Raw genomic sequence first — 23,042 nt, forward strand, 5'->3', positions numbered from 1 at the left:
TCCTCCCCATCGCTCGTACCTCGCTCTGCATCGTCGCCGGCGCGGGCCCATGCGCCGCTCCTCCCCATCGCTGGTACCTCGCTCTGCATCGTCGCCGGCGCGGGCTCATGCGCTCTCCACTTCCAGGCCGAGCTCGGCCAGCACCTCGGCGGTGTCGGCGCCCAGTTCGGGTGTCGGCCCGGCGATGCGACCCGGGGTCCGGGAGAACCAGGTCGGCACACCGGGCATCCGGACGGGTCCCTGCGGGCTGGGCACCGTTTCGAAGAAGCCGACCGCATTGAGCTGTTCGTTGTCGAACAATTGCTGCGGCGAATTCAGCGGTGCGGCCGGAATCTCCAGCTCGACGAACAATCTCAGCCACTCGGCGGTGGTGCGCTCGGTCATCGTCTGCGCCACCAGTGAGTACACGGTGTCGATTTCCGCGGCCCGCGCCGTGAGTGTGGCGTAACGCTCGGTGTTCCACGCGGGCTGGACGGCATTGATGAAGCTGGCCCAGTGCCGGTCGTTGTAGATCAGCGCCGAGATGTAGCCGTCCTTGGTGCGGTAGGGCTTTCGATTCGGCGCGACGGTCCGGTGGTACATCGCGGGCCCAAGAGGCGGGTCGAACATCGCCCCGTTGGCGTGTTCGACGAGCATGAACGAGGCCATCGTCTCGAACATCGCGACCTCGACCTCTTGGCCTTCACCGGTGCGCTCGCGGTGGAACAGCGCCATCGTCGTCGCATACACCGCGGTGAGTCCGGCAACCTTGTCCGCGACGATCGTGGCGACGTAGTTGGCTTCACCGGTCAGCTCGGCCTGCACGGCGGGCAGACCGCATTCGGCCTGGATGGTGTCGTCGTATGCCGGACGGTCGCGGTCGGGGCCACGGCGGCCGTACCCGTAGCAGTTCGTGTAGACGATCGACGGGTTGATGGCCGCGACGTCTTCGTAAGCGAACCCGAGCTTGGTGATCGCCTTCGCGCGCATCGAGTGGATGAACACATCGGCGCCCGCGATCAGCGCGCGCAGCGCCGCTCGCCCCGCGTCTGAGCGAAGATCAAGCACCACGCTGCGTTTGCCCCGGTTGACATTGACGAATACCCCACTGAGCCCCGGCGCCGGGCCGACCGAGACGTAGCGGGTGTCGTCACCGGCCGGTGGCTCGACCTTGATGACGTCGGCGCCCATGTCGGCCAGGATCTGGGTGCAATAGGGGCCCATCACCATCGCGGTGAGGTCGACCACCCGGATCCCGGTCAGCGGGCCGGTGCTCTTCGAAGCCCGCGGCCCGCCGCTGTTCATGCTGTGCCCCTTGCCATTGCGAAGCTGTGGCCGATGTGCGCGTTGTGTCCGTCGGGGACCACCGGGAAGCTGAGTTGCTCACCGAGGTCCCGGATCTCGTCGATGCGGGCACCCACATCGTCGACCGTCCACGCCGGCTGGTAGACCCCGGCCGACTCGACGACCGCGACCCGGGCCACCCGCCCGGCGATCGCGGTGAGAATTTCCCCGGTGACCGAACAGGTTTCGTGCGCCAGCCACCCGACCACCGGAGCGACCAGCTCGGGACCCATCGGCGGGTAGCCCGACGTGTCGATTCCTTCGGCCATTCTGGTCACCGCCGCCGGAACGATGACATTGCAGCGCACCCCGTGTTCGGCGCCCTCCAAGGCGACGACGTTCGACAATCCGATCACGCCGGCCTTGGCGGCGGCGTAGTTGGCCACCCCGTGATTGCCGTACACGCCACCGATCGAGGACGTGAGAACCACCCGGCCGTAGCCGGCCCGACACATCAGCGGAAAGGCCGCGCGGACAACGTGAAAAGCACCGCGCAGGTGAACGTCGAGAACCGCGTCGAAATTCTCCGCCGTCATGTCCGCAAGCGGTGCGTGCCGGACGTTTCCGGCGTTGTGAATCAGTACGTCCAGGCGACCGTATGCCTCGATCGCCGCGGCGACAATCGCCTCACCCCCCGCGGGGGTCGCCACCGACTCCGACGACGCGATCGCCTCGCCACCGGCAGCGGTGATCTCGTCGGCGACCTGCTGAGCCGGCCCGGCGTCGGCGCCCTCCCCGGTCAGCTCGCCGCCGAAGTCGTTGACCACGACCTTGGCGCCCAGCCCGGCGAGCAGCAGCGCGTACTCGCGGCCCAGTCCCCGGCCGGCGCCGGTGATGACGGCGACCCGGTCGTCGAATCGTGCTCGCGTCATCTAGCTTCCGAGCACCAGGCCGTCGAGATCGCCCTTGGCGCGCCATTCGGCGAGGAGGTCGTCGAAGGCGTAGAAGCCGGGCGAATAGAAGTCGCCGAGGAACGCGCCGTTGTTCTCCGAGCCGCCGCGGCCCTCGTTGTTGTAATACCCGGGCGTGCAGGACAGTTCGAACGCGGAGTTGTCGATGGAAAGCTCGCGGACCGTCCTGACCCAGGCGTCCTGGCCGTCCTGGCTGGGCTCGACGGTGGTCGCGCCGCGGTTCTGCGCCTCGGCGATCAGGTAGGCGATGTGCTTGGCCTGCTGCTCGAACATCGCCGTGGTGTTGGCCGAGACGCCACCCTGGATGAAGCCCATGAAGAACTGGTTCGGGAAGCCGCGGCTGGTCATGCCGTGCAGTGTCTTGTACGACTCGTGCCAGTGGTCGAACAGCGACAGCCCATCGCGACCCACGATGGCGTCGATTGCGAAGCGGCGGCTGATCTCGGTGGAGATCTCGAAACCGCTCGCGAAGATCACGCAGTCGACCTCGTACTCCACTCCGTTCGCGACGATCCCCTTCTCGGTCAGCCGCTCCACACCCTTGGACGCCGACACGTCGACGAGCGTCACATTGGGGCGGTTGAACGTCGCCAGGTAATGCTCACTGGACGTCGGCCGCTTACACATGAAGCGGTAGTACGGCTTGAGCGCCTCGGCGGTGGCCGGATCCTCGACGATCTGGGCTACGAGGCGGCGCAGCCGCTCCATGATCTTGTAGTCCTCCTCCTCGCGGAACGCCATGATCTGTTCGATCGACACCGACGCAGGATCTTCGCTGGCCGCGATCCGGGCGGTGAGGTTTCGCCCGAGCTCGGTCCAGAAGTCGCACACCAGGTCCGGTTCCCCGAACACCACGCCGACGAACGGCGACCAGTTGTGAAAGTTGCGTTTGCGCTCCTCCTGCCAGCCCGGCTGTAGCGACGCGGCCCAGGCCGGATCGGTGGGCGGGTTCGTGCGCGCATCGACCGATGACGGGGTGCGCTGAAAGACGAAGAGTTCCTTGGCATCGCGGCCCAGATGCGGAACCAGCTGGATGCCGGTGGCGCCGGTACCCACCAAGGCGACGCGCTTGTCGGCCAACTTGTGCAAGTTTCCGTCGGCGTTGCCGCCGGTGTAGTCGTAGTCCCAGCGCGCGGAGTGGAAAACATGTCCGCTGAAGTCCTTGATGCCCGGGATGCCGGGCAGTTTCGGCCGGTTGTAGGAGCCTTGCGCCATCACGACGAACCGGGCTCGGATGTCGTCGCCGCGGTCGGTGCTGATCCGCCAGCGTTGCGTCTCGTCCTCCCAGCGCAATTCGCGTACCTGCGTGGAGAACAGCGCGCCGTCGTACAGGCCGAAGTGCTTGCCGATGTTGCGGCAGTGCTGGAAGATCTCGGCGCCGTCGGCGAACTTCTTCGACGGCATGAACCCCAGCTCTTCGAGCATCGGGATGTAGCAGTACGCGTCGTTGTCGCACTGGATTCCGGGGAACCGGTTCCAGTACCACACCCCACCGAAGTCGCCGGCCATCTCGATGATCCGGATGCCCTCGACGCCCGCCTTTTTCAGGTGGGCGCCCGCGAGCAGCCCGGCGAAACCGCCACCGAGCACCACCACGTCGACATCCTCGGTGATCGGGTCCCGCGGTGCCACGGGCGTATAGGGGTCGACTTCGTAGAAGTCGGCGAAGTCGCCGTCGAGCTCCAGATACTGCGCGGAACCCTCGGGGCGCAGGCGCTTCTCCCGCTCGACGCGGTACTTCTCCCGCAGGGCGTCGATGTCGATATCAGTCGGTGTCTGGGTGGGTCCGCACTCGACGGTCATCTGTTCTTGGTCTCCTTTTGAGGGATTTCGGCGCGGAAACGTTGGCTCAGCGGCGCAAATCGCGCCGAAATCACAGTTCGCGCGGGCGGGGTTCGCCGGTGCCCATGTATTTCGACAGCTGGTAATGCAGGTTGACGGTGCTGCGCTCGCGGTACGGGTTGGGTTGTGTACCCGGGAAACCCAACGATTTCATCCCCTGCTGGACGGCGGCCATGTTGGAGAAGTCCTGCGGCAGCACACTGCGCCACCGCGGATCACCCACCGGGGTGTACTCCCAGTCCGTCTGCGGCTCCGCGCCTTTCGGGTAGAGCTCGAACACCGACACCTCGAAGATGCACTTGTCCGGATCGTAGCCAGGGTCGGGCCGCGCGCTGTAGCACAGTGCGCTGGTCAGACCCTGGCCGATCTGGAAATTGGGGAACAGCTGCCATGCGGTGCCGCTCTGGCCCAGAATGTCGGCGGGAATGATCGGCCAGATCACCCCGCGTGCCTCGTCGTCACGGCGCGCCGAGGCCAACCAGTGCTCGAGCACCTTGTCAGCCGGTGTGCCCTCGGGCAGTTCGTCGACCAGCCGCAGTGCGGCCGCGACCAGCGTCTGCGTGGTGGTGGCGTTGGTTTCCTCCATGGTGTACAACTGCATTTCCGCGGTGGAGATCCGCGGATCGCCGGTGCCCAGCCGGATCTTCGACTTGGTTTCAGCCATGTCGGCGGGCGCGTCATAGCCGATGTTGCTGTGCCGGCCCTGCGCTTTCGCCCAGCCCTTGAACTCACCGAACTTGTTGAACTCCGGGTGGGTGGTGAACACGTGATAGGTCTCGTTGAACGCCTCCAGGGCGACTTTCCAGTTGCAGTCGAAGTGAACCCACTTGCGCCACTTGCACCGCATGTTCTCCAACCCGAACGGGTCGAGGATCTTGGCGGCCGGGAACAGGAAGTCCGCCAACGGCTCGCTGTCGGGATCCATGTTGATCCACAGCCAGCCACCCCAGGTGTCCACGTTCACCGGCCGAAGGCGGGTGTTGCCGGGGTTCAGTGCACCCTTCCAGTCGGCCTCTTCACGGATGTGGGTGCAGGCACCGTCGAGTCCATAGGTCCAGCCGTGGAAGCCGCAGACGAACGACTTACGCGCCCGTCCGACAGCGTGTTTCGCACCGGACGGGGTGTCAATGAGCCGGCGGCCGCGGTGCATGCAGACGTTGTGGTGTGCGGCGAACTCATCGGGGCCGGTGCGCACCACGATGATCGAGTCGTCGAGGATGTCGTAGGTCAGATAGCTGCCGACCTCGGGAAGCTCCTCCACCCGGCCGACTTGCTGCCATACCTTGCGCCACAGCTTGTCGCGTTCGGCGCGGGCGTACTCCGGCGAGATGTAGGCCTCGACGCCGATGGTCATCGGCTCCGCGAGTTCTTCGACACTCTCCACTTCGCCCATCCTCAAATCCTTTCAGGGCCTGCTGATTTCGCGGCGGAAGTCGTCATCCTTCAGGAACAACGACGTGTTGTCGGCACGCAGGTGACTCCACCGCAGATCCAGACCGCCATCGACGAGCAGCGTCTGGCCGGTGATGTAGCTGGACAAGTCGGAGAGCAGGAACAGGATCGCGCCGGCCTGTTCCTCGGGGCGCCCCCGCCGGCCCATCGCGATGGCCGCCTGGTCGCGTTCAGGATCGGGGTCGACATAGGTGCGCGACGCGGCGGTCTCGGTCACCCCGGGTGCGACGGCGTTGACCCGGATGTCGTCAAGCGCGAGTTCGACCGCCATCGTCCGGGTGGCCGCCACGATCGCGGCTTTGGCGGTGCCGTAGCCGATGTGGAAAGGCGCGGTGTTCATCCCGCTGATCGACGAGACCGAGACGATCGATCCGGGTCCGCCCGTTGCCCGTATCTCGGCTGCCACCGCCTGGCTCATGAAGAACATCGTCTCGAGGTTGGCGGTGAACAACTCGCGCCAATCGGCGCGGCTGACCCGGGTGGCCGGCATCCACGTCGAGGGTGCGGCACCGCCGGCGATGTTGACCAAGCCGTACAAGCGCCCGTCGGTACGACGCACCGTGTCCAGCACGGCGTCGATCCCGTCGTCGGTGGCGGCATCGGCCATCACCGGGACGATCCGCAGTCCCTCGGCGACCAGCGGCCCGATGTGGGCGTCGAGATTTTCCTGGGAACGGCTGACCGCCACGACGGTCGCACCGGCGCGCGCCGCCATCGCGGTCACGGCCGTTCCGATGCCGCCGCCTCCGGCGCCCGAGACCACCACGATGCGGCCGTCGAGCCTGAGGAGATCCGTCATACCCTGCTTTCGGTTGCAGTTTTGTCCGGACAATTATCTGGACTCTGCTGGCTGGAGAACATGATTCCGCAGCAGTTATAGCAGCGTCAAGGGTCTCGGCCAAGTCATCTGGCGACTATTGTCTGGACTAAATCTGCTTGGTACGGTCACGCCGTGACAGAGAAGTCGCCGCATCCTTCTGCCGTTCGCTTCAGCCTCGCCCAGCCCCCGGCGACCGCACCGGGCTGGACCGTGGAACGCCGCACCGCGGCCAGCCGGCTCTTCGGGGCCAACGGCCTGCGGACCGGTCCCGACGGACGCGTGTACATCGCGCAGGTGACCGGAAGCCAGATCAGCGCCCTGGACATCGACACCGGCTCGGTCGACACGATCAGCGCCAAGGGCGGCGACATCATCGCGCCCGACGACGTCGCGTTCGACGACGCCGGAAACCTCTACGCGACCGAGGTCATGGACGGCCGGGTCAGTGTGCGGTCGGCCGATGGCACTACCCGGGTGCTGCGCGACGACCTGCCCTGCGCAAACGGCATCACCGTGTACCGCGGCCGGCTCTTCATCGGCGAGTGCCGAGAGGGCGGCCGGCTGATGGAGCTGGATCCGGCTGGGGGCCAGCCGCGCATCCTGATGGAAAACGTGCCATCGCCGAACGCGATGGAGGTCGGCCCCGACGGGCTGCTCTACTTCCCGGTGATGGGCGCCAACGAGATCTGGCGCATCAACCCCGAGGGCGGCGGCCATGAAGTCGTCGCGACCGGTCTCGGCGTGCCGGACGCGGTCAAGTTCGATTCCCGCGGCAACCTGGTGTCGACCCAGGTGCACAGCGGCCAAGTGCTGCAGATCGATCCGCGCACCGGCGAGCAGACAACGCTGGCCAATCTCAATCCCGGACTGGACAACCTCACCTTCGTCGGCGACCGCCTGTTCGTCTCCAACTTCACCGGTGAGATCACCGAGATTCTCGACGGCCTGCAGACCCGCACGGCCCTACCCGGCGGGTTGAACTGGCCGCTTGATCTCACGGTGGGCCCCGACGGCCGGCTGTACATCGCCGACGGCACCTACTTCTACGCGGTGGGTGCCGATGGCACGTTGCAGACCCTGGGGATGCTGTTCAGCCCCGGCTACCCCGGCTTCGTGCGCGGGGTCACCGCGACCGGCCCGGGCGAGTTCGTCGTCACGACGTCGGGCGGTCAGGTTGCTCGTTTCCGCCCGGCCGATAGCGAAAGTGATTTCCTCGCAGACGGATTGGATCAGCTCTACGGTGTCGCGGTCGGCCCGCGCGGCATCGTGACCGTCGAGCAGGGCACCGGGCGGCTACTGGGGGTGGACGCCGGTCGAACCGAGGTACTGGCCACCGGCTTGGACACGCCGGTCGGGGTGGCGTTCGGGCCCGACGGCAGCACGCTGGTCAGCGAGCGCGGCCGGGTGGTGAGGGTCGACGGCGGCAAGGTCGAGCCGCTGGTCGACGGATTGGGGTCGCCGCAGGGCATTCTGGTGGACGACAACCAGCTCTACATCGTCGACGCGGACGCCAAGTCGCTCGTTGAAGTCGACCTGGCCAGTGGCTCACGCACCACGATCGCCTCGGGCCTTCCGGTCGGCGCCCCACCCGGGGTCACTCCCAAGCCGCTGCGGGGCATGCCGCCGTTCTCGGGCCCCCAGGGACCGTTCGCCGGAATCGCTGCCGCACCAGACGGCACCCTGTATATCTCGGCCGATGCCGAGGGCAGCGTGCTGGCCGTCCGCCGGAAGGGCTGAGATGCCGCACGCCGAGTCCGGCGACCACCGGTACATCCAGGTGGCCCGCACGCTCCGCAAGGAGATCGTCGACGGGGTGTATCCAGTCGGCTCCCAGTTGCCCACTGAACATGAACTGTGCCAACGCTTTTCGGTGAGCCGCTACACCGTGCGCGAAGCTTTGCGGCGGCTGCGGGAGGACAATCTGGTGTCGTCACGACCGCGGGCGGGCACGCTGGTGGTGCCGCGGCCCTCGTCGCACGCGTATGTCCAGGACGTGGTGTCGATCAACGACCTGCTGGCCTTCGCGACGGGTGCCCGCTTCGCGATCGAGTCGATCGCGATGGTGACCATCGACGACGAACTCGCGCAGCGGACGGGCGTGACCGTGGGCGACGAATGGCTGGCGGTGCGCGGGTTTCGCGGCGCGGACGGCGCGGACGCCCCGGTCTGCCGAACCGAGTACTACATCAACCGCGCCTTCGCGGCGGTCGGCCGAATGCTGCAGAACCACAGTGGACCGATCTTTCCGCTCATCGAGGATCTGTTCGGGCTCAGCGTCGTCGAGGTGCGCCAGGAGATCTCCGCGGTCCAGGTCGGCGCCGAGTTGGCCGGACGACTCAAGGTCGAGGCGGGCACGCCGGCGCTGGAGATGCAGCGCACCTACATCACTTCCGACGGCGAGATCGCCCAGGTGACCGTCAACACCCACCCGGGGTCGCGGTTCCGCCACTCGATGACGATGCGACGGGTGAAGGGCTAGCGGGGGCGTGCGCGGCGTACATCGTGACACCGAGTTGGCCACCGAGGCCTATGCCGCCGGACTGTGGGTGCGCGACACCTTGGCGGACGCATTGGCCGCCGCCGCCCGCGACACCCCGAGGCGCCAGGTTCTCGTCGACGGGCCGGTGCGCCTCGACTGCGAGACGCTGCACGCCCGCGCGAACCGGTTAGCCACGGCGATGCTGTCGCGAATGCCCGTCGGCAGCGTCGTGTCGTTCATGCTGCCCAATTGGCATGAGGCGGCGATCGTCTACCACGCGGCCACAGCCGCGGGCATGGTTATCAACCCGATCCTGCCGTCGCTGCGCGACCACGAGCTGGCCTTCATCCTGGCCGATGCCGACGTGCGCATGATCGTCATACCGGCCGCCTTCGGCGGTCACGACTACGCGGCGATGCTCGAGCGGGTCACTGCGGGGATGCCGAACCCGCCCGAGGTGGTCGTGGTGCGAGGCGAACCACTGGCCGGGCAGATCCCCTTCGACGCGGCGCCCGACCCCGTTACGCCTGCCCCCCTCCCCGCGTTGGACCCCGACGCAGTGCGGATGATTCTCTACACCTCGGGTACCACCGGTCGCCCCAAAGGTGTTTTGCACAGCCACAATTCGATCCATGCATTGATTCGGCAGATCGGCACGCACTGGCGGGTCGAGCCGAGATCGGTCTTCCTGGTTCCCTCCCCCATCGCCCACATCGGCGGCTCGATCTATGCGTTCGAATGCCCGCTCCTGCTGGAGAGCACCGCCGTGCTGATGGATCGTTGGGATCCTGATCGCGCGGTCGCACTTCTGGTCGCCGAGCGGTGCACGCACATGGCCGGGGCGACCCCGTTCCTCCAGGGCATCCTCGCCGCGGCCCGACGCGCCGACACCCGGCTGCCCGACCTTCGAGTCTTCATCTGCGGCGGGGCGTCGGTGCCACCTGCGCTGATCCGCAGTGCCGCAGACTATTTCGAACACGCGGTGGTCACCCGCGTCTACGGCTCCACCGAGGTGCCCGTCACCACCGTCGGCGCACCTGAGGATCTCGACCACGCCGCCGAGACGGACGGTGGTCCCGGGATCGCCGACGTCGTCATCTTCGACGGCGAGATCCGCGCCCGCGGCCCGCAGATGCTGCTGGGTTACCTACACCCCGACGACGACGCCAGCGCCTTTGATGCCGACGGGTACTTCCGCACCGGCGATCTCGGCCATTGGGTCGACGGCCGCTTCCTCGCGGTCACCGGCCGGGCCAAGGACATCGTGATTCGCAACGGGGAGAACATCGCCCCCAAGGAGGTCGAGGACGTCCTGCTCGACCACCCGGAAATCCGCGAGATCGCGATCGTCGGCGTCCCTGATCCGCGCACCGGGGAGCGGGCGTGCGCGGTGGTCGTCGCCGAACACTCCCCGGGGCCTGACGTCGAAGATCTGCGCGCCTTCCTGCACGCCACCGGTGTCGCGAAGTTCAAATGGCCCGAACAGGTCGTCATCTGGGACGCCCTGCCCAAGAATGACGCCGGGAAAGTTCTCAAACATCGGATCCGAGCGAGATTGGTCGAAGCGGATGAGTGACGTAAAGGTAGCGGTGGTGACCGGTGCGAGTAGCGGAATCGGCTTCGCCTGCGCCACAACGCTCGCCGAGGCGGGCATGGCCGTGGTCGGCACCGGGCGGGACGCCGACCGGCTCAACGCACTGGCCGAGGCGATCGGCGATCCTGACCGGGTGGCCACCGTGGCCGTCGACATCACCGACGACGATGCGCCGCAACGGATCGTCGAGGCGGCCGTCTCCCGCTGGGGACACATCGACTTCCTGGTCAACAACGCCGGCCTCGGCAGTCCCAAGCCGCTACACGAAACCGATGACGAGACACTGGATCAGTTCCTCGGCGTCATGCTGCGCGCCCCATTCCGGCTCGCCCGCGACGTGATTCCGCACATGCGGTCCGGTTCGGCCATCATCAACGTCACCTCGACGTTCGCTGTGGTCGGCGGCCTGAGGGGCGGCGCCTACTCCGCGGCGAAGGGCGGCCTGACCGCACTGACCCTGCACATCGCCTGTCAATACGGCGCGCACGGCATCCGGAGCAACGCCGTGGCACCGGGCGTCACGCTGACCCCCATGGTGGAGCACCGCCTCGAAGATCCGGGCTTTCGAAAGATGCAAACCGAGATGACGCCGCACACCCGGCTGGGCCGAGTCGAGGACATCGCCGGCACGGTGGCGTTCTTGTGCTCGCCCGCAGGCAGTTTCATCAACGGCCAGACCATCGTCGTCGACGGCGGCTGGAGCTCCACCAAGTATCTCTCGGATTTCGCACTGTCCTCGGAGTGGGTAGCCCGGTGAACCTGTTCGCCACGCTCGATCAGGCGGCCGCCCGGTTCGGCGACCGCGGCGCGGTTTATCGCGGCGAGGAACAGTTGTACACCTGGGGCCAGCTCAGGGAACGCGTGCTACGACTGGCCACATCGATTCGGCGCAGACACGCACCCGGCCAGCGGATCGCCATCGCCAGCGAGAACCGGGCCGAGATCGTCGAACTGTTCTACGGGGTGTGGGCGGCCGAATGTGTCGTCGTGCCGGTCAACTTCAAGCTACACCCCCGCGAAATGGTCCAGATACTCGAAGACTCCGGCGCAGCAACGGTATTCGCGTCCCCCAAGATCGCAGCCGAGCTGACGCCGCACTCCCCTGTCGACGTCGAACTCATCGGCGGCCCCGACTATGACCGGCTGCTCGCCGCGCCGCCGGCCGCGGCGCCGTCGACCGACCCGTCGACTCTGGCCTGGCTGTTCTACACCAGCGGCACCACCGGCCGCTCCAAGGGCGCAATGCTGTCGCACCGCAGCCTCACCGCGATGACGGTGGCCCACCTGGCCGACATCGACTCGCCAGACGAGAACTGCAGCCTGCTGCACGCCGCCCCGATGTCGCACGGATCTGGGCTCTACATCGCGCCCTATGTCCTGCGTGGCGCCCGGCAGGTCGTCGCCGAATCGGGTGTCTTCGATCCCGACGAGTTCCTCGACCTGTGCACTGCGCATCCAGGGTCGTCAGCGTTCCTGGCGCCCACCATGATCCAGCGCCTCGTCGATACCGGCCGTAAGGCGCCCGCTGCGCTGCGCACGATCGTCTACGGCGGCGGACCGATGTACGTCGACGGCCTCAAGAAAGCGATGGCCGCGTTCGGCCCGATTTTCGCCCAGATCTATGGGCAGGGTGAATCGCCGATGACGATCACCGGGTTGCGGCGTGCCGACCACGAATCGGCCGACGACGCGGTCCTCGGTTCGGTGGGATATTCGCGGTCCGGGGTCGAAGTGGCGGTGCTCCGCGAAGACGGCAGCCACGCAGACCCCGGCGAGATCGGCGAGATCGCCTGCCGAGGAGACGTAATAATGTCCGGCTACTGGAACAACGCCGACGCCACCCGGGACACGCTCAAGGACGGCTGGCTCTACACCGGTGACATGGGCTCGTTCGACTCGTGCGGTTACCTCACCTTGCGCGATCGCTCCAAGGACGTGGTGATCAGCGGCGGCAGCAACATCTACCCCCGCGAAGTCGAGGAAGTGCTGCTCGAGCATCCAGACGTCGCGGAAGCCTGCGTCGTCGGTGCGCCGGACCCCGAGTGGGGTGAGGTCGTCGTTGCGTTCATCGTCGGCGCTGCCGCCGGTGAGGCGCTCGACGCCCATCTGCTCGATCGGATCGCCCGGTTCAAGCGCCCCAAGCGCTACGTCTTCGTCGACGACCTGCCCAAGAACAGCTACGGCAAGGTCCTCAAGCGCGAATTGCGCGCCCGGCTCGGGTAACGGCATTCTCGTCTGCATAGAATGCCGCTATGCCTCAGGATTACACCTTCCTCACCTACGAAGAGCTCGATGAAGGCCGCATCGCCCGCATCATGCTCAACCGGCCCGAGGCGCGCAACGCGCAGAACCGCGGCCTGCTCGTCGAGCTGAACGAGGCGTTCCTGCGGGCCGAGGCCGACGATACGGTCCGGGTGGTCATCCTCGGCGGTCACGGCCCGATGTTCTCCTCAGGCCACGACCTGGGGTCCGCGGTGTCACGCGCCGAATACACCCCGGGGCCCGACCAGCACCCCAGCTTCCAGGGCCTGGGCGCCAACCGGGAGGGCGCCGAGAAACTGATGCTGCAGGAGTGGCATCACTTCTTTGCGAACACCCGCCGCTGGCGCGATCTCCGCAAGATCACCGTCGCGCAGGTGCATGGCGACGTCTACGCGGCGGCGCTGATGCTGATGTGGGCCTGCGACCTGATCGTGGCTGCCGAGGGCACCCGATTCGCCGACGTGGTGGGCACCCGGCTGGGCATGTGCGGCGTCGAGTACTTCGCCCATCCGTGGGAGTTCGGTCCACGCAAGACCAAGGAGCTGATGCTCACCGGCGACGCCATGACCGTCGACGAGGCGTACCAGCTTGGAATGATCACCAAGGTCTTCCCTCAAGACGAACTCGCGGACAAGACGTTGGAATTCGCCCGCCGGATCGCCGAGGTGCCCACGATGGCGGCGCTGCTGGCCAAGGAAGCGGTCAACCAGACGGTCGACAACATGGGCTTCTACAACGCGCTGAACGCCTGCTTTACCCTGCATCAGCTCAACCACTCGCATTGGGCGCAGGTGCACGAAGAAGGGTGGCCGGTCGCACTGGAGTCCGACGGCGTGCCGAACTGGAAGACCGCCCCGCCGATCGTGCCTGCGGTCAAGGATCAGGTCCGCGCCGAGGGCTGACGTTCGCACGCACCTGCGATCACGGCAAAGTAGCGGTTCCGCCTCGCCTGAATCGTTCAAGTAGTCTCGGCCCCGTCACGGTTGTCGATTGACGGGCCGTCCGGGTGGAAATCCGCTAAAAGAGTTCTGACAGTCAGAAGTTGCCGAAACCCATTGTCATAGACTTTAATTCGCAAACCGCGCAAAGCTTCGACATCGGATTAGCCTTAGAATTCTTAAGGAATTTGTTGTGTGCACCACACCAAATCACGAAACGTGGTGAAAAGCACAGACTTTGGACTATGCGCAAATTGTTGTTAGTTTCGGCCGCATGTTTGCAATCGCGACGTTGATGACTCTGATCAGTCAGGTGTCAGGCACGCCGTACGTTCCCGGCGGGGACAGTCCGGCGGGCACCGACTGCTCCGGTCTGGCCTCCTGGGTGTCCAATGCGGCCACCGGCAGGCCGGTCTACGGCAGCCGATTTCACACCGGCAACGAGGAAGCCGCACTGCTCGCCCGTGGATTCCACTACGGAACCGCACCCAACTCCCTGGTGATCGGCTGGAACGGTGGCCACACCGCTGTGACGCTGCCCGACGGCACCCCCGTGTCCAGCGGGGAAGGTGGTGGCGTCCGCGTTGGTGGCGGCGGTGCCTACCAGCCGCAGTTCACCCACCACATGTACTTGCCGATGCCGGCCGAGGACATGCAGGATCCGCTCGCCCCGCCGGCACCGGATGCTCCCCCGCCGCCGGACGCGCCGGTGTTCGTCTACGCAGTCGATGCGCCGCCTCCGCCTCCGGCCGATGAGGTTCCTCCGCCGGCGGGCGACATCGTGCCCGTTGGAGCCGACATCGCCCCCGCGCCAGGAGATTCCGTCCCCCAGCCCGCCTAACAATCAACGCCTGAGCCGCACCGCCTCTCCGGCGGTGCGGCTCAGCCGTCTGGTCGGTCAGAAGCCTTGTTGTGCCATCAGTTTCAATCCCGCTTCCCGGGCGGCGGCGGGGCGAGCGAGCACGGTACCCACCACAAGTCCCAAGACCGCGAGGGCAAGGCACGGTCCCCACAGCGCACTGCCGTGCGGCCACGGGATGACGTTGCGGTACAAGGTGTATGCCAGCAGGGCCAGACCGAGCAGTGGGAGCAGCACCTCCCATTTGTGAATCCGGGTGTCATGGCCCAGGAACAGCAAGCGAATGGCTCCCACTGTGCACAGTGCGTACGCGATTAGCAAGATCAGCGTTCCCGCGGTGGCGGCGATGGTGAACACGTCGAATGGGCGCGCCCGCAGACCAACCCAACCGATGGCCTGGATCGCGAACACCATGGCGACCGCCGTCGCGGCCGCCACATGCGGCACATTGCGCGTGGGATGCACCGCCGCCAATGCCGGAACCCCCATCCCGTCTCTGCTCAGTGCGAAAATCAATCGACTCGCACCCACCACGCTGGCCAGGCAGCATGCCGCCGCGCTGAACGTCGCACCGACGATGATGACCGCAGACAGCCAGGGTGCCACGTACTGCTGAGCGAGATCGCCCATGAGAGCGTCAGATCTGACGAAAGCCGCCACTCCGGCGGCGTCCGTGCCGAACGCCATCATCTCGATCGCTGTGACCACCACGAAGAACACCCCGCCGAAGAGTGCCGTGCCGAGGATGGCCCGTGGGATGTTGCGCCGGGGTGCCTCGGTTTCTTCGCCGAGAGTCGCCGCGGCCTCGAAACCGGCGAAAGACAGGAAACCGAAGACGATTCCGAGGAAAACCGTCGAGGCCGACGTACCGGAAGCAACGGTGAAGACCGACATGTCGACGTGCTGACCGCCGGGAGTGTGTCCAGTGATCAACTTGCCGAGCGTTATCGCCGCCACCACAAGGATGAGCGTGATCGTCAGGCCTTCGGTGATGAGCAGAACCGTCGCACCGCCCTTGATTTCACGGGCGGACAGCCACCACACCGCGGCGAGCACCAGCCAGGCGAAGACGAAGGCGACCCAATCCGGTAAGTCCCTGGGCGCAGCCACTTTCCGAGCCAGGTCGGTGAGGAAGATGCCCGCTGCCGTCGACGTCACCGCACCATAGAAGACATAGGTTGACGCGTTGAGCCAGCCGGCGACACTACCGGCCCGAGCTTCGAGCGTGACGCCCACGAACGCGTACACACTGCCGGCGTGACTGAATCGCTGCGAGAGCCGCACGAATGTGTGAGCGATGAGCAGGACACCGACGGTCGCCATGAGAAAAGCCAGCGGGACGGCCCTGCCGACAGCTGAAGCCGTCCCCTGGGGATTGATGTTGATGGCCATCGACGGCGCCATCAGGGCCACCGACACACCCACCGCCGACCAGACGTTGAGGGTCCGGCGCAGCGTCGAGTCGTGGGGGGTAGCCCTCACGACCGGCTAGTCACTCTCGTCGAGGATCAGCGCCTCTTCCGGGCAGGCGGCGACGCCGTCCCGGGTGCGCTGTTCGTCTTCGGGAGCGACATCGTGGGCTTCGAGGATCGAGTAACCCATGTCATCGACGGGGAACAGTTCGGGGTCAACGGCATAGCACAGCGCATGGCCCACACATCGTGAATTCTCCAGACGAACCCGCATCGGCCAAGGGTAAATGCGAGCCTGCCGCGCACGTGCCGATTCTGGCCAACCTCAGGGGTTGATGGTGTTCTCGCCGACCTGACGACCCCAGACATACTCGGTGAGCAACGGCTGGCCGAGCTCGAAGTGGTTGTACGGGGCGATCGAGGCGCCGTCGTCCATCACCAGGTAGGGAGCCGGCCAGAAGTTGCGGTCGATCGTCTGCCAGCATCCTGGCGCTCCGCCGGGACCACCCCTACCGTTGGTCCGCGGCAGATTGTCCGGATACACATAGGGATTCTGCGCACCGAGAATCTCGGTCATCGTATTGAGTGAATATCCATTGCCTCCGAACGCTTCCAGTGCGCTCGGCGCCGCCAGTGCGATGTTGCGGATGCCGCAGAATATCTCCGGGCTGTAGGTGTCGAGAAGTTGAGCGCTGGGCACCAGGTCCGCCATGCCGCGGACGAAGTACGGCTGGCTGCGCTCGAAGATATCGGCGCCGGTGTTGCCGAATCCCATGGAGGCCAGCAGCGCGGCGTCGATGTCCTGTTGTTGGGCATTGAGCGAGTGTGCGGTCACCACCGCGTGGTCGAGCGCGTCCCACAGGTCCGGGCTGGCCTTGGTGTAGACGTCGGACAGATCGGACAGCCGCTGGATGTCATGGCGGATCTGGGGCATCTGCGGATTGATGTCGTCGAGCACCGAATTGCCCTTGACGATCGATTGGCCGAACTTGGTCCCCAACCCACTCAATGCCTCGGCGGTCGCCGACAGCGTCAGATTCAGCTTGACCGGGTCTACCTTCTCGGCGATCGAGGTCACCGTCTCGAAAAGGGTGTTGAACTCCGTGGTGACACTGGACGCATCGATGACATCAGAACTCGTGAGACGCTTGGACACCGGGTTCTTGGGTGTCGACAGCGCGACGTACTTGTTTCCGAACACCGTGGTGGCCTTGATGTCGGCGTGCACATTGGCGGGAATGAAGGCCAGATAGTGGGGGTCGACGTCGAGTGTCAGTCGCGCGATGTTCTTCCCGTCACGCTCTCCGGAGCTGACGTTGAGGACCCGGCCGATGACCACCCCGTTGAAGGTGACCTTCGAGCCCGTGTCCATCACCAGGCCGCCGCGGTCGGACACCATCGTCAGCGTTGTGCTCGGCGAGAGGTCTCCGCGGAATTGCAAGTAGATCACCGTGAGGACGGCCAAGATCAGGGCGAGGAACGCCACGCCGGCAGCCTTGAGCGGGGGGCGGTCGCGCCAGTTCACCGCAGCCTCTCCTTACCCCGACCCCAAGCGAAAGGACGCCCCATGCCGGCCGCAACCGGTGATGTGGACCACAGGAATGTACCTGATTTTGTACCTTCGTGGACGGCATCGACACAATTCGCCGCGAACAGTTTCCGGCATTGCTAATTGCGATGGCGTCAATAAATTAGATGATCATTCGCCGTAGTGGAAGATGCACGCGCACAGGCGATTCCGAATAGCAATAATAATAGCGACGGTGCCCGCCCATTAGATGCTCACCCGGCTCGGGCAGAATTTGCTACGCACGCCGTACGGCGGTTGCCGAAGGTCGTTGAACGTCAACCGGCGGCCGAGCGTGACCCGCACTGATCGGAAAACCCACTCCAGTCAGCAGCAGAGTCGGGATAATCGAGTGTGCCGCCCAGGGGCGTCGCCGGGGCGCGAACCAGCTCAGCGAGGAGCGTGAGACCCATGTCCATCATCGAAGCGGACTCAGCGACCCAGTCGCCTCATCAGCGCGAGGTCAACGAAACCCAGCAATACATCGACAGTCCGCGATTCGAGGGAATCACTCGGCTCTACACGGCAACCCAGGTCGTCGAGCAGCGCGGCACGATCCCCGTCGACCACACCGTCGCCCGCGAGGCGTCCATCGCCTTCTACAAGCGCCTGCGTGAACTGTTCGCGGCCAAGAAGAGCATCACCACCTTCGGCCCGTACTCGCCGGGCCAGGCGGTGACGATGAAACGGATGGGCATCGAGGGTATCTACCTCGGTGGCTGGGCGACGTCGGCCAAGGGCTCGACAACCGAGGACCCGGGTCCGGACCTGGCCAGTTATCCGCTGAGCCAGGTGCCGGAAGAGGCCGCCGGCCTGGTGCGCGCGTTGCTGACCGCTGACCGCAATCAGCAGTATCTGCGCCTGCAGATGACCCCTGAACAGCGGGCAGCCACACCGGCGGTCGACTATCGACCCTTCATCATCGCCGACGCCGACACCGGCCACGGCGGAGATCCGCACGTGCGCAACCTGATTCGCCGATTTGTCGAGGCAGGGGTGGCCGGCTACCACATCGAGGACCAACGTCCCGGCACCAAGAAGTGCGGCCATCAGGGCGGCAAGGTGCTGGTGCCGTCCGACGAGCAGCTCAAACGGCTCAACACCGCCCGCTTCCAGCTCGACATCATGGGTGTGCCGGGCATCATCGTCGCCCGCACCGACGCCGAAGCGGCCAACCTCATCGACAGTCGTGGCGATGAGCGGGACCAGCCCTTCCTGCTCGGCGCGACGAATCTCAAGGTGCCTCCGTACAAGTCGTGCTTCCTGGCGATGGTGCGCCGGTTCTACGAGTCGGGTGTCACCGAACTCAACGGTCATCTGCTCTATGCGCTGCCCGAGGGTGAGTACGCGGTGGCCGACGCCTGGCTGCAGCGGCAGGGCATCGTCGACCTGATCACCGAACAGGCCGCCGCCTGGCGCAACGGCAAAGAGCACTCGCTGGATGCCCTGTTCGACAAGGTCGAGTCGAGGTTCGTGGACGCCTGGCAAGACGACGCCTCGCTGGCGACCTACGGCGAAGCGGTCGCAGAGCTTCTCACATTCCGCGAGGGTGAGGGCGAGCCGCACGAGATGAGCGCCGCGGACTGGCGCGAGTTCGCCAAGACCGCATCGCTGTACGCGGCCCGCGAAAAAGCCCGCGAGCTCGGCGTCGACGCGGCGTGGGACCCGGAGCGGGCCAAGACCCCCGAGGGCTATTACCAGGTGCGCGGCGGCATCCCGTACGCGATCGCGAAATCCCTTGCCGCAGCTCCGTTTGCGGACCTACTGTGGATGGAGACCAAGACCGCGGACCTGGCCGACGCGCGCGAATTCGCCGAAGCGATCCACGCGGTGTACCCGGACAAGATGCTGGCCTACAACCTCTCCCCGTCGTTCAACTGGGACACCACCGGAATGACCGACGAGGAGATGCGCGCCTTCCCCGAAGAGCTCGGCAAGATGGGCTTCGTCTTCAACTTCATGACGTACGGCGGTCACCAGATCGACGGTGTCGCTGCCGAGGAGTTCGCCACCGCTCTGCGCCAGGATGGCATGCTGGCGCTGGCCCGCCTGCAGCGCAAGATGCGACTCGTCGAATCCCCTTACCGCACACCGCAAACCCTGGTCGGCGGTCCGCGCAGCGATGCCGCGCTGGCTGCGTCGTCGGGCCGCACCGCCACCACGAAGTCGATGGGCAAGGGCTCCACTCAGCACCAGCATCTGGTGCAGACCGAGGTGCCCAAGAAACTGCTCGAAGACTGGCTGGCGCTGTGGAGTGAGCACTATGAACTCGGCGAGAAGCTGCGGGTGACGTTACGTCCGCGGCGAGCCGGCGGCGAGGTCCTCGAGCTCGGCATCTGGGGCGAGCGGGAGAAGGGCGGCGAGCAGGAGCTGCTGGCCAACGTGCTGGTAGACCCGATCAAAGACCGGCACGGCCGCAGCATTTTGACGGTGCGCGATCAGAACACGTTCGCCGAGAAACTGCGCCAGAAGCGCCTGATGACGTTGATCCATCTGTGGATGGTGCACCGCTTCAAGGCCGACGCCGTTTACTACGTGACGCCGACCGAGGACAACATCTATCAGGCCGACAAGATGAAGGCGCACGGCATCTTCAGCGATGTGCACAAGGACGTCGGCGAGATCATCGTCGCCGATGTCAACCAGGCGCGGATCGCCGAGCTGCTCGAGCCCGACCGTGCCGCACTGAAGCGGCTCATCGCCAAGGAGGACTGACCACTTTCACCGCTCCTCTCTCGCCCAAACCGACATTTGGCCGCGAAAATGCGAGAAGGAACCGACATTTCGTCGGTTTCGGCGCAGAGAGTCAGCGTGACCCGAGGTAGGCCACGATGGCATTGGTAAGCCCGCGGCGGGCCGCGTCGAGATCCCCGTAGCTGCCCAGCTGCTTCTCGGACGCGATACCTCGCATGGCTCCCGGTATCAGCCACGCCATCTCGCGGATGCGCTGCGGGTCGACGTGCAGATCCGCGAACGCCTTCTGGCAGGTCTCCTGCCAGCCCTGACCCCAGGAGAACAGTTCGGCGGCGGTCTGCGGGTACAGCCGCTCGAGGTCGGCATGCTCGCGCGGCAGGGCGGCACGCAGGTTCTCGATCGCGCGGGAGTCCCGGTTGGTCAACCCGTCATAGAGCGTGTCGATGATGCCGGCCACCCGGTCGCGCAGGCTCGCAGAGGTGTCGGGCGGAGTGAAGATGTTGGCCCGGCGCTCGGCGGTGTAGCGCAGCACGGCAGCCCAGAAACCGTCGGTATCGCCGAATTGATATTGCACGGTGCCCCATGTTGCTCCGGCATCCTTGGCGATCCGGTTCGCCGAGACCGCGCCGGGCTGACCGGAGGCCAGAGCGGTGAGGGCTGCCTCGAGCAGGCTCTCGCGTGTGGCCGAACCTCGCCGGTTCGGCCGTCGCCGCGCACTGTCCGCTTCCGCCACAGCCGAATCCTAACTCAGATTCATTGACACCTCTATGAACTATTTCTAGACTCGCCAACGTGGCCAAACCGTCCCTGTCGATGAAGCCCACCGGCTGGTTTCAGGTCGCGTGGTCCGACGAGATCGCCGTGGGCGACGTCAGGAGGATGAGGTACTTCGGCACCGACATGGTGGCCTGGCGCGCGCAGTCCGGCGCGCTGACCGTGATGGACGCCTACTGCGAACATCTCGGCGCGCACCTGGGCTACGGCGGCCAGGTGGTCGGCGAGGTGATCCAGTGCCCGTTCCACGGATGGCAGTGGAATCACGAGGGGCGCAATGTCTGCATCCCGTACCAGGACCGGCCGAATCGCGGTCGTCGAATTCCCATTTATCCTGTGGTGGAACGCAATTCGTCGGTGTACATCTGGCACGACGTGGAAGGTCGGACGCCGTACTTCGCGGCGCCGGATATCTTCGCCGACTTCGGCGACGACAAAACCGCTTCCGATTACTACCCGCAGGCTCGGTTGTACCGGCCGCAGCTCGAACTGCATCCCCAGTACGTGCTCGAAAACGGGGTCGACTTCGCACATTTCAAGTTCGTGCACCAGACACCCATCGTGCCGCTGTTCACCCGGCACGATTTCGACGAGCCGGTGTCCTACGTGGACTTCACGATCACGTTCGAGGGCGACGAGGGCCAGATCATCGACGACGTGAACAGCGGCGTCGAGGCCATCAACGGCGGACTCGGGATTGCGGTCACCAAGAGCTGGGGCATGGTGGACAACCGCACGATCTCGGCGGTCACCCCGGTCGACGAGAACACCTCCGATGTGCGGTTCATGGTTTACATCGGCCGAGTCCCCGGGGATGACAGTCCCAGGGCCGAAGCCAAAGCCAAAGCCTTCGCACAGGACGTCATCGACCAGTTCGCCGCCGATATTCAGATCTGGCAGCACCAGCGCTACACCCACCGGCCCGCCCTGGCGACCACCGAGTTCGATGGTTTTACGGCAATCCGCAAGTGGGCCAACCAGTTCTACGTATCCGACCACCAAGGAGAACCTGCTCATGTCAGCCAATAGCCCGATTCGGGTGTTCCAGGTGGCGACCGGAAACGTCGGTACCGAGATGATCAAGCGGATCGGCGAGCACCGTGGTCTGGAACTGATCGGCCTGCACTGCTACTCCCCGGAGAAAATCGGCCGCGACGCGGGCGAGATCGCCGGCATCGCGCCGAACGGTGTCACCGCAACGGGATCCGTTGAGGAGATCATCGCCGCCAAACCTGACGTGCTCACCTTCCATGGCGTGTTCCCCGATGAGGATCTCTATGTCAAGGTGCTCGAGGCGGGCATCAACATCGTCACGACAGCCGACTGGATCACCGGCTGGCACCGCGACACCAACCATCCGCACCTCTCCGGCAAGAAGGTGTCGCAGCTTCTCGAAGAGGCCTGCCAGAGAGGCGGTTCCACGTTCTACGGCACCGGTATGAATCCCGGTGTCAACCAGATCCTGGGCGTGGTCTGCTCGTCGGACGTCGCCGAGATCGAGAACATCACCACCATCGAGTCCGTCGACGTGTCCTGTCACCACTCGGCCGATACCTGGAAAGAGGTCGGCTACGGCCTTCCCGTCGATGACCCTGCGCTGCCCGGAATGCTCGAGAAGTACACCCGCGTCTTCGCCGACAGCGTGCTGATGATGGCCGACTGCTTCGACCTCGAACTCGACGAGGTGAAGTTCAGCTACGAACTCGGCGCCTGCACCAAGGACGTCGACCTCGGTTGGTATCAGCTGCCCAAGGGCTCGCTCGGCGGCAACTACCTCAAGTACCAGGGCGTGGTCGACGGCGTACCGCGCGTCGAGACACATCTGGAGTGGCAGATGACGCCGCACACCGATCCGAGTTGGGACATCAAGGGCTGCTACATCACGCAGATCGCCGGCGATCCGTACGTCTACAACAAGCACATGATCTTCCCGAAGCCGGGCGTCGACCTGTCCGACGTGGCGTCGTTCGCGTCGATCGGGATGACCGTCACGGGGTTGCCGGCCCTCAACGCGATACCAGCGGTGGTGGCCGCCGAACCGGGGCTCATCACGAGCGCGGACCTTCCGTTGCGCGGATTCGCCGGCCGATTCAAGAAATAGCGGCCGTCAGCCAG

General features: G+C 65.6%; 19 protein-coding genes. 10 read left to right on the forward strand and 9 right to left on the reverse strand.

The annotated features are described in order from the left end of the window. Nucleotides 1-105: 105 nt before the first annotated feature. From AB431_RS17340 to AB431_RS17360, 5 genes are all read right to left on the reverse strand, one after another. Nucleotides 106-1,284, reverse strand: coding sequence for a CaiB/BaiF CoA-transferase family protein (locus AB431_RS17340; protein ID WP_047330977.1), 1,179 nt, complete (start codon nt 1,282-1,284; stop codon nt 106-108). Then, complete coding sequence (locus AB431_RS17345) at nt 1,281-2,195, reverse strand: SDR family NAD(P)-dependent oxidoreductase (RefSeq protein ID WP_047330978.1); 915 nt, start codon at nt 2,193-2,195, stop codon at nt 1,281-1,283. The genes AB431_RS17340 and AB431_RS17345 overlap by 4 nt, the downstream gene beginning before the upstream one ends. After that, the gene (locus AB431_RS17350) at nt 2,196-4,037 is read right to left on the reverse strand and encodes an NAD(P)/FAD-dependent oxidoreductase (protein WP_047330979.1); all 1,842 of its coding nucleotides are present in this window, start codon (nt 4,035-4,037) and stop codon (nt 2,196-2,198) included. 70 nt (nt 4,038-4,107) lie between these two features. Next, entirely contained in the window at nt 4,108-5,469 is a 1,362-nt protein-coding gene (locus tag AB431_RS17355) for an SRPBCC family protein (RefSeq protein WP_047330980.1), read from the reverse strand. A gap of 12 nt (nt 5,470-5,481) precedes the next feature. Next, complete coding sequence (locus AB431_RS17360) at nt 5,482-6,327, reverse strand: SDR family NAD(P)-dependent oxidoreductase (protein WP_047330981.1); 846 nt, start codon at nt 6,325-6,327, stop codon at nt 5,482-5,484. Between the two features lie 231 nt (nt 6,328-6,558). Between AB431_RS17360 and AB431_RS17365 the strand changes: the two genes are divergently transcribed. The 7 genes from AB431_RS17365 (at nt 6,559) to AB431_RS17395 (ending at nt 14,462) form a co-directional block, all read left to right on the forward strand. Beyond that, the gene (locus tag AB431_RS17365; protein WP_235435942.1) at nt 6,559-8,085 is read left to right on the forward strand and encodes an SMP-30/gluconolactonase/LRE family protein; all 1,527 of its coding nucleotides are present in this window, start codon (nt 6,559-6,561) and stop codon (nt 8,083-8,085) included. A gap of 1 nt (nt 8,086) precedes the next feature. After that, the gene (locus AB431_RS17370) at nt 8,087-8,827 is read left to right on the forward strand and encodes a GntR family transcriptional regulator (protein WP_047330983.1); all 741 of its coding nucleotides are present in this window, start codon (nt 8,087-8,089) and stop codon (nt 8,825-8,827) included. A gap of 7 nt (nt 8,828-8,834) precedes the next feature. Next, nucleotides 8,835-10,403: an AMP-binding protein gene (locus tag AB431_RS17375; protein WP_082135714.1), complete on the forward strand. Its 1,569-nt coding sequence runs from the start codon at nt 8,835-8,837 to the stop codon at nt 10,401-10,403. Then, the gene (locus AB431_RS17380) at nt 10,396-11,178 is read left to right on the forward strand and encodes an SDR family NAD(P)-dependent oxidoreductase (RefSeq protein ID WP_047330984.1); all 783 of its coding nucleotides are present in this window, start codon (nt 10,396-10,398) and stop codon (nt 11,176-11,178) included. The genes AB431_RS17375 and AB431_RS17380 overlap by 8 nt, the downstream gene beginning before the upstream one ends. Next, nucleotides 11,163-12,644, forward strand: a complete 1,482-nt coding sequence (locus tag AB431_RS17385; RefSeq protein ID WP_144418286.1) for an AMP-binding protein — start codon at nt 11,163-11,165, stop codon at nt 12,642-12,644. The genes AB431_RS17380 and AB431_RS17385 overlap by 16 nt, the downstream gene beginning before the upstream one ends. Nucleotides 12,645-12,673: 29 nt before the next feature. Next, nucleotides 12,674-13,585 carry an enoyl-CoA hydratase gene (locus tag AB431_RS17390; RefSeq protein WP_047330986.1) on the forward strand — a complete coding sequence of 304 codons (912 nt, stop codon included), beginning with the start codon at nt 12,674-12,676 and terminating at the stop codon, nt 13,583-13,585. A 310-nt stretch (nt 13,586-13,895) separates the two neighbouring features. Next, a complete protein-coding gene (locus tag AB431_RS17395; protein ID WP_047330987.1) occupies nt 13,896-14,462 on the forward strand; it encodes a glycoside hydrolase in 567 nt (188 codons plus the stop codon). Nucleotides 14,463-14,519: 57 nt separating this feature from the next. Here AB431_RS17395 and AB431_RS17400 read toward each other — a convergent pair whose 3' ends face one another. From AB431_RS17400 to AB431_RS17410, 3 genes are read right to left on the reverse strand one after another with little or no spacing between them, the layout of a single operon-like run. Further along, nucleotides 14,520-15,962 (reverse strand): APC family permease, encoded by a 1,443-nt coding sequence (locus tag AB431_RS17400; RefSeq protein ID WP_052960308.1) that lies wholly within the window; start codon nt 15,960-15,962, stop codon nt 14,520-14,522. Between the two features lie 6 nt (nt 15,963-15,968). Further along, nucleotides 15,969-16,166 carry a ferredoxin gene (locus tag AB431_RS17405; protein ID WP_047330989.1) on the reverse strand — a complete coding sequence of 66 codons (198 nt, stop codon included), beginning with the start codon at nt 16,164-16,166 and terminating at the stop codon, nt 15,969-15,971. 51 nt (nt 16,167-16,217) lie between these two features. Beyond that, nucleotides 16,218-17,417: an MCE family protein gene (locus tag AB431_RS17410; protein ID WP_047330990.1), complete on the reverse strand. Its 1,200-nt coding sequence runs from the start codon at nt 17,415-17,417 to the stop codon at nt 16,218-16,220. Between the two features lie 453 nt (nt 17,418-17,870). Between AB431_RS17410 and aceA the strand changes: the two genes are divergently transcribed. Continuing rightward, nucleotides 17,871-20,174 carry an isocitrate lyase ICL2 gene (aceA, locus tag AB431_RS17415; RefSeq protein WP_047330991.1) on the forward strand — a complete coding sequence of 768 codons (2,304 nt, stop codon included), beginning with the start codon at nt 17,871-17,873 and terminating at the stop codon, nt 20,172-20,174. A gap of 91 nt (nt 20,175-20,265) precedes the next feature. Here the strand turns inward: aceA and AB431_RS17420 are convergent, their stop codons facing one another. Continuing rightward, nucleotides 20,266-20,886, reverse strand: a complete 621-nt coding sequence (locus tag AB431_RS17420; RefSeq protein ID WP_047330992.1) for a TetR family transcriptional regulator — start codon at nt 20,884-20,886, stop codon at nt 20,266-20,268. A gap of 59 nt (nt 20,887-20,945) precedes the next feature. Between AB431_RS17420 and AB431_RS17425 the strand changes: the two genes are divergently transcribed. Continuing rightward, nucleotides 20,946-21,956: a Rieske 2Fe-2S domain-containing protein gene (locus AB431_RS17425; protein ID WP_047330993.1), complete on the forward strand. Its 1,011-nt coding sequence runs from the start codon at nt 20,946-20,948 to the stop codon at nt 21,954-21,956. Continuing rightward, the gene (locus tag AB431_RS17430) at nt 21,943-23,028 is read left to right on the forward strand and encodes a dihydrodipicolinate reductase (RefSeq protein ID WP_047330994.1); all 1,086 of its coding nucleotides are present in this window, start codon (nt 21,943-21,945) and stop codon (nt 23,026-23,028) included. Before AB431_RS17425 ends, AB431_RS17430 begins: the two co-directional genes overlap by 14 nt. The last annotated feature ends 14 nt before the right edge of the window (nt 23,029-23,042 follow it).

This window comes from Mycobacterium sp. EPa45, assembly GCF_001021385.1.
Classification (GTDB): Bacteria; Actinomycetota; Actinomycetes; order Mycobacteriales; family Mycobacteriaceae; genus Mycobacterium.

Excerpts from the sequence above, each read along its gene's own strand:
- aceA (WP_047330991.1), top strand. The coding sequence starts at position 17,871 with ATGTCCATCATCGAAGCGGACTCAGCGACCCAGTCGCCTCATCAGCGC.
- AB431_RS17380 (WP_047330984.1), top strand. The coding sequence starts at position 10,396 with ATGAGTGACGTAAAGGTAGCGGTGGTGACCGGTGCGAGTAGCGGAATC.
- AB431_RS17345 (WP_047330978.1), bottom strand. The coding sequence starts at position 2,195 with ATGACGCGAGCACGATTCGACGACCGGGTCGCCGTCATCACCGGCGCC.
- AB431_RS17355 (WP_047330980.1), bottom strand. The coding sequence starts at position 5,469 with ATGGGCGAAGTGGAGAGTGTCGAAGAACTCGCGGAGCCGATGACCATC.
- AB431_RS17340 (WP_047330977.1), bottom strand. The coding sequence starts at position 1,284 with ATGAACAGCGGCGGGCCGCGGGCTTCGAAGAGCACCGGCCCGCTGACC.
- AB431_RS17390 (WP_047330986.1), top strand. The coding sequence starts at position 12,674 with ATGCCTCAGGATTACACCTTCCTCACCTACGAAGAGCTCGATGAAGGC.
- AB431_RS17370 (WP_047330983.1), top strand. The coding sequence starts at position 8,087 with ATGCCGCACGCCGAGTCCGGCGACCACCGGTACATCCAGGTGGCCCGC.
- AB431_RS17360 (WP_047330981.1), bottom strand. The coding sequence starts at position 6,327 with ATGACGGATCTCCTCAGGCTCGACGGCCGCATCGTGGTGGTCTCGGGC.
- AB431_RS17405 (WP_047330989.1), bottom strand. The coding sequence starts at position 16,166 with ATGCGGGTTCGTCTGGAGAATTCACGATGTGTGGGCCATGCGCTGTGC.
- AB431_RS17350 (WP_047330979.1), bottom strand. The coding sequence starts at position 4,037 with ATGACCGTCGAGTGCGGACCCACCCAGACACCGACTGATATCGACATC.
- AB431_RS17430 (WP_047330994.1), top strand. The coding sequence starts at position 21,943 with ATGTCAGCCAATAGCCCGATTCGGGTGTTCCAGGTGGCGACCGGAAAC.
- AB431_RS17395 (WP_047330987.1), top strand. The coding sequence starts at position 13,896 with ATGTTTGCAATCGCGACGTTGATGACTCTGATCAGTCAGGTGTCAGGC.